Genomic DNA, 15161 nt, shown 5'->3' on the forward strand with positions numbered 1-15161 from the left:
TTAAGCAGCGGCATGGATTCGCAAGCGGCGTTTTTCGCCTATGCGAACGGAAAACTGACTCCGCTTGTGATTACTCATACTGATGAAACCAGCTATGGTACGATTACGATGTACACACATACTGTCGCAACCTCTACGCTGGACGGAATTGTTACACTGAAACTGACCGGCCTGACTGAAAAAACGGAAGGGAATCCATCTGGATTTGATCCGGGTACTTATACAGTTACAGCCAACCTCTATGTAGATGGCAAGGATAATGTAGTTCTGCCAGGCACGACCGCTTATCTGACCAATACAAATCTGCCGCCGCTGTCGCCCGTTCAGATGAATGCACAACTTATTGTTGGAGACGACGGGAAATTAACGCTGAAAGTACAAAATTTCAACCCCATCTTCACTCTTCAAAGGATTGGAGATGGAACGAATGTGCATATAACCGAACGAATCATGCAAACGGTTGATCTTGGCAAATATCAAAGCAGAATTTATGGTCTTGTTCTTGATCTGAAGGATACGAGCGGGCATTATGCCTTCACGGACTGTGTTGAGTTCCCAACTTTGCTGAACGAAGATAGATACATGCCCATTCAGATGTCTGTTGAATTTGACACAATGAAACCGGGAATTGCCGATGATATAAACACAACTTCACTGACTTTTGCAGACAGCAGCACCGGATCCAATGTAACTATTCGTACAACGGACAAGGGGCTTTCTGGCTTACTTCTTTCTGGCAAAATTGAGTTGGTTGCCGAGTCCTTGAAAAACGGCGATCTGTACAATATGGCCCAAGATGCGCTCAAGGAGAATTACCCAACTGGGGTGAGCCATAGTATCTATCGTTTTAGGTTCCTCTCCAACGGTTCTGAAATAGCAATTCCGGAAGGGACAGAAATCAACTATAGCATACCGAGCAAATTCAAAGTGCCTGTCGTATATAGTGTTGAGGATCGCAGCGCAATTGAGATCCGTTCTGTACTTCTCAACGAGACTGTAAGCTACACCTCCACAACAACAGGCGTATTTGCCCTTGTGGATGAAATCGATGGAGGAAGAGCGGTCCGAATTGCATATACCGGAGATGAGAATTCGATATCCTATGTATTTGAACATATCATTCCAAAGGGCATGAACCCGGCATACTTTGATGGCGTTAAGGCGTTGCAGCCTAAAATTGAAAACACAGATAAGGGTACTGCCTATTACATTGCAATTGAATCTCCCCTATTCGGCGGGCAGAATGGCGCCGTATATAATGCCGGATATGCGCACATGGAAATATCCATGCCTTATGACTCAAGTAAACATATTTATCTTGTTATAGATGCTGGCAACGGGGAGGTATCCGTCGTTGAACTGGAACAAACGGTTGAAGACGGGATAGCAACCGCTGAGATACTCCCTCGCTCTGGGATTGACGAAAATTATGGAAGCAATGTTTGCAAAGGGCTTTATGACGCTTATCAAGGCGATGTTCAGGCAGCATGGTCGAATCGTCTGGCATATATTCTTGTTTCTGAAAACAAATATGCGTCGTTGACGATTCCTTATGGTAAAATGCGGGACACTTCTCGGTATTTTGGGTTTTACCAAGGAGTAGAACAAAATCTGTTTGCACCATATGCGCATGTCAATATTACAGACGGGGTCTACGAAGCGATAAATGCTGGCGAGTACAGTTTTACAGCACAACCGGATACCGGTTATACATGGTTCGATGGTTCAACGGACCCAAAAACATTCCAATGGGAGATAAGCAAGGTTCGGTTGAACTACGCCTATATAGACGAAACCATTTTTCCGGGAGAAACTCCGGCTCTGTGCGTGAAATATGTCGGCACACTATCTCCGAGTACAGGATTCAGAAATGGCGAGACTGCGGACAGTATAGAAGGGTTTGTGGCACCAACTGTCCAAGCGCCGGATGTATTGGAAGCCGGGCAGACTTATACATTACAGCCTTCTGGTGGAAAAGCGCAGAATTATCAATTCACTTTTACTAAGGGAACGCTCACGGTTCTTCCGGCCGAGGCCATAAAAGTTGAAAAGCCCACTGCCGTCACCGGTCTGAAAGAAACCGGCGGTGTCCTGACCGGTGTTCCCGCGGGAGACGGATACACCATCACCGGCAATACAGCAGCAGACGCGGGAACCTATACCGCCACCGCCACGCTGATCGATGCGAACCACTACTGGTCAGACGGCACGCAGACTCCGCTGGAAATCCAGTGGACCATCGGGGCAGCCAGCGGCAGTCAGGGCGGCACCACCCCTACCACCCCCACGGACAAAACCCAGACCGTCACCGCCAACCTCTACCTCCCCGGCGAAAGCAATCAGGTTCTCCCCGGCATCACGGTCTACTTGAACAACTCTAACAACCCCATCCAGGGCACCGGCACCCCCACCACTCCCGAGAGTGACAACGCCAAACTGACAACGGCGGCGGACGGGACCAAGACCCTGACCCTGTCCATCACCAACCCGGTGTTCACGCTCCAGTCCATCGGCAGCTGCTCCAACGCCAGGATCATCGACACCAAGACCAGCAGCAATCTGGTCTATCAGGGCGGCGCCACCGGCAAGTACAGCACCCGCATCAGTGAGATCACCGTGGAGCTGCTGGACGATTCCGGCGAGTATGTCTTTGACAGCTGCACCGAGTTCCCCACCCTGCTGGGTGTGGAGTGGAATTATCCCCTGATTTTGGCCGTCAATTTCGACGGCGGCAAGGATGACTCGCTGGACTCCAACGACAATGTGGATGTCAGCGGCGTCACCGGCGGCAACAAGCCAGCAGTGCCGGAGGAGACCCCAGCCGCTGAGCTGAATCCCACCGTTACAGCCGGCAGAGATGGCGTTGCTAATGTGGAGTTCACAAACAAGGATCTGGATGCGGCTCTGGAGCAGGTACAGGAAAACGGCGGAGCCATTGTGATCCAGCCGGAGATCGAGGGCGAGGCCACCAGAGTGAATGTGGATCTGCCTAAGTCCTCCGTGGAGGCCATGGCGAAGTCCGATGCGGACCTTGTGGTGAAAACTGAGATCGCCGCAGTGTCCATTCCCTCGGAGGGGCTTGCCGAGATTGCCAAGGCCAACGGCAGCACCGTGACTGTCTCCACAGAAAAGGCCAATAACGCCATAGCGATCAATATTGCCGTGGGCGGCAAGACCGTCGAGGAGATTAAGGGCGGTATCACTGTTGCAGTCAGTGCCGAAAAGAAGAATGGCAATGTGCTTGTCCTCGTGAGCGCTGATGGCACGGAGACCGTTGTGAAAAAATCGGTCGTTGACGGCGATACGGTCAAGGCCCTTCTGGACGGCTCCGCCACTGTGAAGGTTGTGGATCACAGCAAGAGCTTTACCGATACCACAAACCACTGGGCCAAGGACAGCATTGCCTTTGCCAGCAGCCACGAGCTGTTCCAGGGCGTCAGCGCGACCGAGTTTGCTCCCGACCAGACAATGAGCCGCGCCATGCTGGCTACCGTCCTCTATCGTTTGGAGGATGCTGCCCAGACGGGTGAAAGCGTCTTTACTGATGTGGTCGAGGGAGCATGGTACGCTGACGGCGTGGCCTGGGCCAACGAAAACGGCATTGTCTCCGGCTATGGGAACGGCGTCTTTGCCCCTAACGACAACATCACCAGAGAGCAGCTTGTGGTCATGCTTTACCGCTATGCCCAGCACCTCGGCATGGATACCAAGACGAACAAGGATCTGAAATCTTATTCCGATGCCGATACCGTATCCTCCTGGGCCACTGATGCTATGAAATGGGCAGTGGACAAGGGGCTTATTGCGGGACGCACAAACAGCACTCTGACACCCGGCGGCACCGCCACCCGCGCCGAGACTGCTACCATCCTCCAGCGTATGGTAGAACTGATGGTAAAGTAAAGCGTAAATCTAATCGTTCAATAAAAGTGCTACTCTACGCCGCTCACGCCGGAGGTGTGGGCGGCGTAGAACCACATGGAAAGGATAGATGAATTTCATGATAACACAGGTACGCCGTCAAGGCGTCCTTGCTCTCGTTCTGGCCGTTTTGCTCATGCTGTCCACAGGACTCACGGCCCAAGCCGCAGAGGGCGACAAGACTTATACCGTCACCGCAAACCTCTATTGTCCCGGAGAGCTGAACACCCAGCTTCCCGGGGTAACGGCCTATCTGACCAACGGCAACAACCCTCTGGGCATAGACGGCTATGAGGCGGTAGCTCCCACTACCCCCGTTTCCAACAACGCCACTCTGACCGTTGGGGCAGACGGGACATTGACTCTATCGCTAAAGGTTCCCAACCCTGTCTTTACCCTGCAAAAGATAGGCGGCTGCTCCAACGCAACCATCGTGAGCGCTCCCAGAGACAGCCGAGAGTATGCCACAACGGACGGCTCAGTCTCCCGCAGCGGCAGGATCACCGGATTGACCCTGACCCTGTCTGATACGACCGGAAAATACATATTTACCGACTGTACCGAGTTTCCCACTCTGCTGGGAGTGGACTGGACCGTGCCCCTCACACTGGAGGTAGACCTGTCCGGCGTTGATCTGACGCCTTCTCAGTCGGAGCAGGAGGAACCCTCTGTACCCCCAACGCAGCCGCCAACCACAGCGGTGAAACTTGACGCCCTGAACTCGATCATTGCCACGGCAGAGCGCAGCGCCAACACCGCCATTGTGTCGGTGGACGGCAACGATGTGGAGCCGGGCAAGGTTTGGGTCACACAGGCAGATCTGGACACACTCAAGACGGAATTGGCCAAAGCGAAAGCGGCTCTGGCCGCGGCAGACCAGAGTACCGTGGATGCCGCCGTGCAGGCCCTTACAGATGCGCACCGCACCTTTACAGCCTCCCAGCAAAGCGGCAAAAAGGTGACCGAGGCATCCGAAACAGATACTACACTGGCCGAGGGGACCTACACCGTCAGCTGCAATATCTGGTTTAACAAGGCGGATACCGGTCTGCCCCTCAACCCCCATATCACGAATCCCACTTTCCCTCCCTATAACCCGGTGTTGAATAACGCCACCCTCACTGTAGACGCAGAGGGAAACGGCAAGGTCACGATCCCGGTGACCATCTCTGACAAGGTGATGACGGTCCGCTCTCTGACCGGTCTTCCCTTTACAGATGTGGAAACCACAGAGGAAGGAGCCATTACCTCCGTCAGTGTGGAACTGGGCAGGATCTCCACCGAGAACACGGTGATCACCCAACTCTGCACAGCGGAGATACAAATGGGCGATCTGGCCATGGCCATCTCCGGTCTGGAGAAGGACCATACCTGGCCGGCGGTTTTTGAACTGAACCTTTCCGATATCCCAACCTCCGACGGCGGGAAGATGCCTGTAGTTGAGGTGGAAATGATGAATGCCGATGACGCCAGTCAAGCGATGGCCTCCGCAGGCGTTTCGGGAGAAACGGACCCTGCCTCTGAGGAAACGTCTTCGCCGGAGGAGAGCAGTCCTGAACAGTCTGCGCCTGTATTTCCCATCGGCGCTATTGCCGCCGCCGTGGCGGTCGTGGCTTTGGTTGCGGTGATCATTGTGGGCAAGAAAAAGCTGAGAAAGTGAGGAACAGTATATGAAAAAGAGAACCTTGTCCCTGCTGTGCCTTGCTGCCATGCTGCTGGGACTTTTCGCCGGCTGTGCAAAGCAGCCTGCCAACAGCAATCAAGAAAGCGAAGCCTCGCAGCGTACCGGTGAGATTATGGGCAGCAGCGAGGCCACGGATGTAAATGTGGGGCTTATTATGGGACCGCCCTCCATGGGTCTTGGCTATCTGATGCACGAAGCAGAGGAGGGCAGCACCTTTAACCGCTACAATTTTGAGATCGCCGGCGTGGATTACTCCGCCGTGGCGGCCTCGCTCAATCAGGGGGACTATGACATTGCCACCGTGCCCTCCAATGTGGCGGCCATCCTCTACAACAACGAGGATATGCGGGAAAAGGTTAAGGTTATCAGCATCGGCAATCTGGGGCTTTTATACATTCTGACCACCGATCCCGATATCAACACGCTGGAGGATCTGAAGGGGCGCACCGTTTACTCCATTGGCGAGGGCGGTCCACCGGAGTTCACCTTTGATTTCCTGTTGGACGCAGCCGGTCTTGCCGATGAGGTCAACTTTTCCTTCCGCCCCACGCCCTTCGAGGTGCTGAACCTTTTGCAGGAGGAGAAAAACGCTGTGGCGCTGCTGCCCCAGCCCTTTGTAGAGGTAGCTAAGCTGCTGGTGGCAGACCTGCGTGTCGCCATCGATGTGACAGAAGCCTGGAACGGGCTGAACATGGATACCGGCGCCCAATCGGTCACCACGGTGACGGTGGTACGCACGGCGTTTCTGGAGGAGCATGAGCAGGCGGTTATGGAGTATCTGGAGCTGTCCAAACAATCTACAGACTATTGCCTCGCTCACCTGGAGGAAGCCGCCCAGTGGACCGAGGACTATGAAACCTTCCTGAACCCGGAGATAGCGCTGGACGCCATTCCGCACTGTAGCATCTGCACAGTGACCGGCGAGGAGATGAAGGAGATCCTGTCCGGCTTTCTCCAGATTATCTACGACCTGAACCCGGACGCTGTGGGCGGGAAAATGCCGGAGGATGATTTTTACTATTCGATGCCTGTTAAGGGCGAGTAAGAGGCGAACACCGTGATACGACTTGGAATTGATATGGGGTCCTCCACCATCAAATTGGTCCAAATGGAGGAGGGCATCCAAAAATCATGGTGTGAGAAGCACCATGGAGAACTGTTGAAAACACTTTCCAAAGGGCTTTTGGAGCTGGAACTGCCGGAACAGTTTGCCCTTTGCGTCACCGGCTCCAACCGAAAGACCCTTCTTGACGCTTTGCCTGATGCGGCCCAGATGGAGGACATCCCCGCCATTGTGGAGGGGACAAAGCGTCTCTGCCCCAAGGCCGGGAGTATGATTGAGATTGGCAGCCAGAGCGCCAGATTTATCACCGGTCTTTCTGGGAAAAGCCCCCGATTTTCCGTCAACGAGCACTGCGCCGGCGGTACAGGCTCCTTCTTCGAGGATCAAATGTCCCGTCTGGAGCTTCAGATCGAGGACTACTCCCGCCTGGTGGAGAAAGCAAGGGAGATCCCCAATCTGTCCGGCCGCTGCGCTGTCTTTGCCAAAACAGATATTATCCACCGCCAACAGGAGGGCTATCCAAAGGAGGATATCCTGCTGGGATTGTGCTATGCCATGATCCGCAACTACAAGGCTACTATTGTAAAAGACCTTCCGGTGGAAAAGCCCATCGCCTTCTGCGGCGGCGTCACACGCAATACCGGTGTGATCCGTGCCATCCGCGATGTATTCTCCCTGTCCGAGGACGAATTGCTCGTTCCGGAGCAGGCTCTTTACAGCGGAGCCATCGGTGCGGCGTTTCAGGAAGGAACGCTTGTCGAAAAGGATGACCTGCTGCGCCGCTTATCTGCCGCAGGCCCCAATACAGAGGGCAGCGGAGCCTTGTCTAAACTTCAGCTGCTTTCCGGCACCTCTCTCTCTGAGCCGGAAAAAAGCGGGACCATGCCGGTCGATGGCGCATACCTCGGAATTGATGTGGGCTCCACCAGTACAGACCTTGTTCTCATCGGAAGGGATGCCGCGCTGATCGATTTTCTCTATCTCCGCACTGCCGGAGACCCGGAGGGTGTGGTACGCAGCGGACTGGCACAGCTGAGGGAAAAATATGGGGAGTTCCCCGTCCTCGGTGTGGGTATCACCGGTTCCGGGCGTGAGCGTCTGGGCAATATGATGGGCGCCGATGCTATTCGAGACGAGATCACCGCCCAGGCCAAAGCCGCCGCCTGGTGGGTTCCTGACGCGGATACCGTGTTTGAGATCGGCGGTCAGGACTCCAAGTACATTTCCCTGAAAGAGGGCAATGTGGTGGATTTCCAGATGAACAAGATCTGTGCGGCAGGCACCGGCTCCTTCGTAGAGGAGCAGGCCGCCCGCATGGGTATCCCCATCTCTGATTTCGGCCCTCTGGCCCTTCAGGGGGAGCATCCCTGCGACCTTGGTGAGCGCTGCACGGTGTTTATTGAAACCGCCATTACGCAGGCAGCCGCACAGGGAGCAAGTCAGGCGGACATCGCCGCGGGTCTTTGCCACTCCATTGTGAAAAACTATCTGCACAAAGTGGTGGGCGGCAAACCTGTGGGTAAGCGTATTGTTTTGCAGGGCGGTGTGGATTATAACCCCGGTATCGTGGCGGCCTTCCAGAGCGCTTACGGGGACAAGGTGCAGGTATCACCTGTATTCTCCATCTCCGGCGCTTTCGGTGCGGCCCTTCTGGCGCAGGAAGCGGTGGGCAGCGGGGAAAGTACCTTTCTGGGCTTTGATTTCCCCAGAGAGGAAAAAAAGGTCATTGCCACCAGCGAGGAGATCCGCCGCAATAAAGCGTTCTACAAAAAAGCCGGTCAGTTGGTGGTGGAGGATTACGACGGCACGATTGATCCCCGAAAAAAGACTATCGGCGTGCCTCTGACCCTCATCATGTTCAAGTTCTTCCCCATGGTCAACGCCTTTTTCAAGAATCTGGGCTTTAATGTGGTGCTCTCCAAGCCCACCAATGAGGAGACCATCCGCCTGTCCCAGCAGTATGCTCAGGGCGAGACCTGTTACCCGGTCAAGCTCATCTATGGGCATATGAAGCAGCTGGCAAACGACAAGGTGGACTATATCTTCCTGCCCTCGGTCAGAACGATCCGTCACCCCCATGCCCACGCCGCCCACAACTACGCCTGCCCCTATATGCAGAAGGCGGCACAGATGGTATTTGAATCTCTGGGGCTGGAGCAGCAGGGCATCCAACTTCTCAGTCCTGTCCTTGATTTGGATCTGGGAGCCAAGATGATGGGCATCGCCATGCTGGAAACCGGCAAAGCCCTGGGATTTTCCAGAGCCAGATGTCTGCCCGGTCTGGCCAAGGGCGCATTGGCAGTCAACAAGTTCACCGAGGATGTGGAAGCTTTGGGCAGAGAGATGCTGTCCGGCCTCAACCCAGAGGAAAAGGTGCTGGTGCTGATCACCCGCAATTACGGCATCTCTGACCCGGTGCTGAATATGGGAATCCCGGAGATCCTTCTATCCAAAGGCTATAAGGTCATGACACTGGGCCATCTGCCCGGTATGTCTCTGGATATTTCCTCCGACTACCCCCATATGTACTGGCCCTTTGGAGACCATCTGCTTTCCGGCGCCAAGCTGATCGCCAACCATCCGAACCTCTATGCCGTCTACCTGACAAACCACGGCTGCGGACCGGATACGCTGATCTCTCATATGTTCCGTGAGGAAATGGGCGATAAGCCCTATTTGCAGATCGAGGTGGATGAACACTACTCTCCCGTGGGAGTCATTACCCGCATCGAGGCTTTCTTGAACAGCATCAAAAACCGTGAGAATGACCCTATGCCGGAAAACTTCAACATTCTGAATGTATCCATGCGCCCGGCCAATGTAAACGCCAAACCGGAGAAGGGGAAAAAGCTGCTTATACCCCCGCTGGGCTGCTACACCCGCTACCTGGCAGACTATTTCCGCCATCAGGGCTTTGCTGCCGAGGCTATGCCGGATTTCACCCATCAGACATTGAATCTTGGCCGAGCCGAAATGGTTTCCAAAGAATATCTGCCCCTGCCCATGCTGGTAGGAAGCTGCCTGCAGGCCATCGCAGAGCATGGCGGCGACGATGGGCTTCAATTCCTGATTCCCTACGGCTACGGTGCCGATGCGGATGGTCAGTATGCCCGCACCGTGAGAACTATCCTCGACCGCAAGGGTCATACGAAATGCGGCATCGTGGCTCCCATGCTGGAGGAGCTTTCCGAAACGGCGGAAGACATCGGCTTGCTGATCCGTGCTCTGCTGACGGGAGATGTGGTCTATGCGTTGCCTTATGAGCGCCGTGAGGAGCTTGCGCCCAAGCAGATCCCGACTCTTGCCGAGTTAGTCGAGCTGGCAAAGCAAAGTGATACCGGCAAAAAACGAACTATTGCCGCTGTCGGTTCCCCTATGTGCATTACAAGTCTGGACGAAGGGGTCTTGTCCATGTTGGAGCAGGAGGGCAACAGAATCAAACGCCAGCCCCTCGCTGAGATGATGGCCTTTCTCTGGCAGGATAACGGGAAACCTGTGGATTGGAGCGAGATATCCCGTGTGGCCCAGGCGTTGGGGGCATCAGGCAGCTTTGCCACAACCGCCGATACGCTCTTTTCTTCTGCTGACCGTTATCTTCCCAGTTTCGCCGGCAACAACGGAAGGTACCGCTTCGCCAAGGCCATACAGATGGGCGAAAGTGCAGATGCCGTTCTGACACTGGCTCCCAGGTATGAAAATACCGCGACCGTACTCTCCCTGTGTGGGTTGGAAAAGCACTGCGCAGCTCCTGTATTTGCATTGTCTTTGGATGGGGACTGGGATGAAAACAGCACCTCCCGTTTAAGATCGTTCCTATATTATTGCTGAAAGGATGTTTTGTATGGAGCAGTTTATTAAGAATATTGAGCATGAAACGGTAGTCAAGCTGACAGAGCTGGTATCGGTACAACCCGGTCAGGTCGTCAGCAAAACGCTGGCCCAGAACCAAGCTGTCAGCGTGACCCTGTTCGCCTTTGACAAGGGCGAGGAGATCAGCACTCACGACTCTGACGGAGATGCTATGGTCACCGTACTGGAGGGTGTCGGACGCTTCACTGTGGACGGCGTGCCCCACACCGTAAAGGCCGGAGAGAGTCTGGTAATGCCGGCCAAGGTACCCCACGCCGTGTATGGTGAGGAGGCGTTCAAGATGCTGCTGGTCGTTGTGTTTCCCAAGGGATTTGAGGAGTGCCATTGCGGTGGCGCCCACTGTTCTCACGGCCATGAAGCATGAAACCGTAGGGGTCCACCGCAAAAAACTTCATTCTTCCGGAGAGGATTATTTGGAAGCCGTGCTGATGGTGCAGCGAAAAAGCGGCGTGGCTCGCTCTGTGGATGTTGCCCGCCAGATGGGGGTATCGAAACCAAGCGTCAGCCATGCGGTAGGTGTTTTGAAGGATGGCGGATTTTTGATAATGGATGAGGACGGATTTCTCCATCTGACAGAAATCGGCCTTGAAGTGGCGGAGAAAATCTATGAGCGTCACAGATTTTTTACACAGCATTTGATAAGCGCCGGAATAGACCCCGTTATCGCTGAACAAGAGGCCTGCCGTATGGAGCACACAATCAGCCAAGAATCCTTTCAAAAGATGAAAGATGCATATCCAAGCCAATAAGTCTATAAATGCCTAAAAAGTCAACGGGCAAGACATTTATCTTGTCCGTTGTCTTTTGATTGCTTTTGAAATTAGTATTTTCCGGTTTTACTTTTCAATCAAATCTTCTTGATTGCGAAGCATCTCCACAAATGCCAACACAAGCCGCTTCTGTTTTGACGAACATACAGCAAGCGTGTGTACCAACACCTCAAACTCAGGGTCATTTTGCGAGAGCTCAGGATAAAACACCCTGTCAGAGGAAACTCCGATGCCCCGAATCAAGCGGTAAAGCGTATCTACGCTTGGATTTTTCTCTCCCAGTTCGATTGCCGCAACATGGCGAAGCCCTGTTTCAGAACGCTCTGCGAGTTCTTCTCGCGTCAATCCTTTCTCTTCACGGAGTTCACGCAAAATAGAACCCAAGCGCTCTGTGATTTGACCATCTTTTTTAGACACCAGTAGTTCACCTCCTCTGCACATATTTTACCGATATGGCAGTGCAATCGGAATGTTCTATTGGTGGCGGAATTTTGGCTCTAATGGTGTTCTCTTAGTATGCCCCTGCGGTAGAAAGCTATCCTGCGTAAAACAGAGACATGCAAAATGCGATGAGGGATCTCCTTTTCAGCCAGATTAGGAGGTCTCTCATGCTTTTTGTTTTTAGATGGAAACTCCCGATGAGTTTCCGTATGTAGCCAGCTAACCAGTTCGCCATAGTTCATGTTGCTCCTGTCCGACTCCGGGTACACAATCTAAAGGCTGAGGACTATCGTCAACATGAACTGCTGGTAGGAATAATTTGGAACCAACCGCACTCAGGAGCAGCACACTGCTGTTTCGGAGTGCGGTTTTTGCTGCCCCCTATTCGGGCACCCCCGCTTCTGAGATTTTGACTTTTCAAAATCTCAGAAGAAACGGAGGACCCAATATGGGTTTTTATTATGCCAGAGAAAAGGCGCGGTTTGACCGTTTTTATTACCCGCACCAATGAGCTGGCCGAGCAGCTCCACAGCGCAAAACAGAAAAAGGAGCGGCTACTCATGGAGTCCGCCGACGGTACCCTTGCCCAAACCGAGGCACTGGTCATGGCACTGGAGGCAGGTCCGGAGGACTGGGACAGCTTCGATGCAGAGCTGTTCGACGAGCTGGTAGAGAAGATCATCGTGGACAGCAACGGGCAAAACTCAAGCAGCGGTTGAAAGAAGAAGGTGCTGATCAGTTGCTGACAAATTGTCAGCAACTGAAACTGCTGTCCGCAGATGACAAACGCTACAACACCGATGTGGCTGATACCCAGCAGCTTCTCCGCATTATCCAGTCTATCCCGTCACCGAAAGCAGAACCGTTCAAGCTCTGGCTGGCAGAAGTCGGCCGGGAGCGCATCGAGGAAACCATTGACCCGGAGCTGACCATTGAGCGGGCACTTGAAACCTATCTGCGGAAAGGTTATACCCGTGAGTGGATCAACCAGCGGCTTCAGGCGATTCAGGTTCGCAAGGAGCTGACCGACGAGTGGGACGCCCGAGGTGTACAGAAGGGTGTGGAATACGCCATCCTCACCGACGAGATTTCCCGAGCGTGGTCTGGCATGACCACACGGCAATATAAGAAGCTCAAAGGTCTAACTAAGGAAAACCTCCGTGACAACATGAGCACACTGGAACTGGTGCTGAATATGCTGGCGGAGGCAACCACAACAGAAATTTCAAAGCAGCGAGAGTCATCCTCATTTGTGGAAAACATGGATATAGCACGGGAAGGTGGTGCTGCTGCCGGTGATGCGCGTCGTGCGGTTGAGTCCAGAACGGGAGTCCCAGTCATTACATCGAAAAACGCCGCCCAGCTCAATCAGGTCGTGACCGACATGATTGAGGGAGTAGTCACCGAACAAAATGACAATGCAAATCCGGATACGAAAGATTAACGCGACAACGATGGCGTGATATACGCAGTCCATAGAGAGTGAGGAACAGAAGTTGCTCGGCAAAGACGAGAATTGACGCAGTCTTGCCAATATGATATACTCTTTCTGAGAAAAGATGTGGTAACCCGAGCGGCGCTTTAGATGTCTAAAGTGTCTACCCTTCACAAACTCATTGCTATATCGTGGGATGGGAAGATGAGCTTTTTTTCAGCAGCCAGCGGAAGTGCCCTTTGGCGTGGTTATGAATATTTCCGGGATGCTCGAGTGCTGTTATGGCAGCAAACCGATACCAACACCTTACAAGGTAAGGTGCGGGGCAGCGGAGAAAAAATATATACAGTGAGTGTGAACCTGGAACATCCTCGGGCCTCCCAGTGCGATTGCCCCCATGCAGCGGGACGGAAGATCGTCTGCAAACATATGGCTGCGGTGTACTTTGCAGCCTTTCCGCAGGAAATGGAAAGATACCTGGCTTTAGTAGAGGAAGGGGAGCGGCAGCAGGAACGCCGTTGGGAAGAACAGCGGCAGGAGATCTGGCAGTATGTGAACAGCCTGACCAAACAGCAGCTGAAGGAGCAGCTGTATCAGGCGCTGCAGGAAAAGTGGGGGCAGTGGTGACAGAACCCGCCGCATTTTTTGGAAAACCCTTGGAATAGCTCTTGCATTTTTGAGGGAAGTGTGATAGAATAAACAAGCTAATTTAATCCATGCGGTCATGGCGGAACAGGCAGACGCGCACGTTTGAGGGGCGTGTGGGCAACCATACGGGTTCAAGTCCCGTTGACCGCACCAGAAAAAGAGACACGACGAAGAGTCGTGTCTCTTTTTTCATTTCTGCATTTTTGGCAGCAAAGTGGTAATATTGAAGAATGTGAATTTTTCCTTGACAAGCGGCCAGGGAAAGAATAAAATAGACACATCGAAATATTTAAATTATTTTATGAAAGGCGGGAGCAAGATGGGCCTGTGGAATTTTGTACAGGATCAGCTTCTGGGGATGGCCTGGCTCAATGATCTGATCGGCCGGGGGCTAGACAAAGTGGGAGTGGATACTGCCAGTCCCTTGGGGGGAAGTCTGCATTTTTTCCTCTATGATGTGATCAAAATCACGGTTCTGCTTTGTGTGCTGATCTTTTTTGTCTCCTATCTGCAAAGCTATTTTCCGCCGGAGAGAAGCCGGAAAATCCTGGGGCGGTTCCGGGGAATGGGGGCCAATCTGGTGGCGGCGCTCCTGGGAACGGTGACGCCCTTTTGTTCCTGCTCCTCCATCCCCCTCTTTATGGGATTTACCGGGGCGGGATTGCCGGTGGGCGTAACCTTTTCCTTCCTCATTTCCTCTCCCATGGTGGATCTGGGCAGTCTGGTGCTGCTGATGGGGATTTTTGGAGCCAAGGTGGCGGTGCTCTATGTGATTCTGGGGCTTGTGGTGGCCATGGTGGGGGGCGCCCTCATTCAGCGGCTGCATCTGGAAGACCAGGTGGAGGAGTTTATCCGTCAGGGAGTGGCTGTTCAGGCCGACGGACCGGTTCTGACCCAAAAGGACCGGGTGGTTTATGCCAAAGAGCAGATGCTTTCCACCTTCCGGAAGGTTTTTCCCTATATCCTCATCGGTGTGGGCATTGGAGCGCTGATCCACAACTGGATCCCCCAGAGCTGGGTGGAAGCGGTGCTGGGCGGAAAAAATCCCTTGGGTGTTATATTGGCCACCATCATCGGTGTGCCGGTGTATGCCGACATCTTCGGCACCATCCCTGTGGCTCAGGCCCTGCTGGGAAAAGGGGCAATGCTGGGCACGGTGCTCTCCTTCATGATGGCGGTGACCACCTTGTCCCTGCCCTCTCTGATCATGCTGCGCCGGGCCGTGAAGCCCCGGCTGCTGGGAGTGTTTGTGGCCATCTGCACAGTGGGGATCATTCTGGTGGGGTATCTGTTCAATTCCATCCAGCCCTGGCTGGGGATGTGAGGACA

The 15161-nt window shown here is 53.7% G+C and carries 10 protein-coding genes, 1 tRNA gene and 1 pseudogene; 11 read left to right on the forward strand and 1 reads right to left on the reverse strand.

The window, feature by feature from the left end; translation table 11 throughout:
- Positions 1-1560 precede the first annotated feature (1560 nt).
- From H6A25_RS11255 to H6A25_RS11280, 6 genes are all read left to right on the forward strand, one after another.
- A complete protein-coding gene (locus H6A25_RS11255; protein ID WP_243423351.1) occupies positions 1561-3903 on the forward strand; it encodes an S-layer homology domain-containing protein in 2343 nt (780 codons plus the stop codon).
- A gap of 97 nt (positions 3904-4000) precedes the next feature.
- A complete protein-coding gene (locus H6A25_RS11260) occupies positions 4001-5581 on the forward strand; it encodes a hypothetical protein (protein ID WP_204752221.1) in 1581 nt (526 codons plus the stop codon).
- 10 nt (positions 5582-5591) lie between these two features.
- Complete coding sequence (locus H6A25_RS11265) at positions 5592-6650, forward strand: ABC transporter substrate-binding protein (RefSeq protein ID WP_204752222.1); 1059 nt, start codon at positions 5592-5594, stop codon at positions 6648-6650.
- A 12-nt stretch (positions 6651-6662) separates the two neighbouring features.
- Positions 6663-10496: an acyl-CoA dehydratase activase gene (locus H6A25_RS11270; protein WP_204752223.1), complete on the forward strand. Its 3834-nt coding sequence runs from the start codon at positions 6663-6665 to the stop codon at positions 10494-10496.
- Between the two features lie 13 nt (positions 10497-10509).
- The gene (locus H6A25_RS11275; RefSeq protein ID WP_204752224.1) at positions 10510-10902 is read left to right on the forward strand and encodes a cupin domain-containing protein; all 393 of its coding nucleotides are present in this window, start codon (positions 10510-10512) and stop codon (positions 10900-10902) included.
- On the forward strand, positions 10892-11287 hold the full coding sequence (locus H6A25_RS11280; protein WP_204752241.1) for a metal-dependent transcriptional regulator: 396 nt from the start codon (positions 10892-10894) through the stop codon (positions 11285-11287). The genes H6A25_RS11275 and H6A25_RS11280 overlap by 11 nt, the downstream gene beginning before the upstream one ends.
- 87 nt (positions 11288-11374) lie before the next feature.
- On the opposite strand, the gene H6A25_RS11285 is transcribed toward H6A25_RS11280, so the two are convergent.
- The gene (locus tag H6A25_RS11285) at positions 11375-11725 is read right to left on the reverse strand and encodes a helix-turn-helix domain-containing protein (RefSeq protein WP_204752225.1); all 351 of its coding nucleotides are present in this window, start codon (positions 11723-11725) and stop codon (positions 11375-11377) included.
- Positions 11726-12231: 506 nt separating this feature from the next.
- Between H6A25_RS11285 and H6A25_RS11290 the strand changes: the two genes are divergently transcribed.
- From H6A25_RS11290 to H6A25_RS11310, 5 genes and pseudogenes are all read left to right on the forward strand, one after another.
- Positions 12232-12468 carry a hypothetical protein gene (locus H6A25_RS11290; RefSeq protein WP_204752226.1) on the forward strand — a complete coding sequence of 79 codons (237 nt, stop codon included), beginning with the start codon at positions 12232-12234 and terminating at the stop codon, positions 12466-12468.
- A pseudogene (locus H6A25_RS11295) lies at positions 12453-13193 on the forward strand (hypothetical protein); the annotation flags it as partial. The gene H6A25_RS11290 and the pseudogene H6A25_RS11295, both read left to right, overlap by 16 nt.
- A gap of 264 nt (positions 13194-13457) precedes the next feature.
- On the forward strand, positions 13458-13811 hold the full coding sequence (locus H6A25_RS11300) for an SWIM zinc finger family protein (RefSeq protein WP_204752227.1): 354 nt from the start codon (positions 13458-13460) through the stop codon (positions 13809-13811).
- A gap of 91 nt (positions 13812-13902) precedes the next feature.
- Positions 13903-13985, forward strand: a tRNA-Leu gene (locus tag H6A25_RS11305).
- 166 nt (positions 13986-14151) lie between these two features.
- Positions 14152-15156 carry a permease gene (locus H6A25_RS11310; protein ID WP_204752228.1) on the forward strand — a complete coding sequence of 335 codons (1005 nt, stop codon included), beginning with the start codon at positions 14152-14154 and terminating at the stop codon, positions 15154-15156.
- Positions 15157-15161 lie beyond the last annotated feature (5 nt).

Origin of the sequence: Intestinimonas butyriciproducens (assembly GCF_016901775.1) — a bacterium.
Classification (GTDB): Bacteria; Bacillota; Clostridia; order Oscillospirales; family Butyricicoccaceae; genus Pseudobutyricicoccus.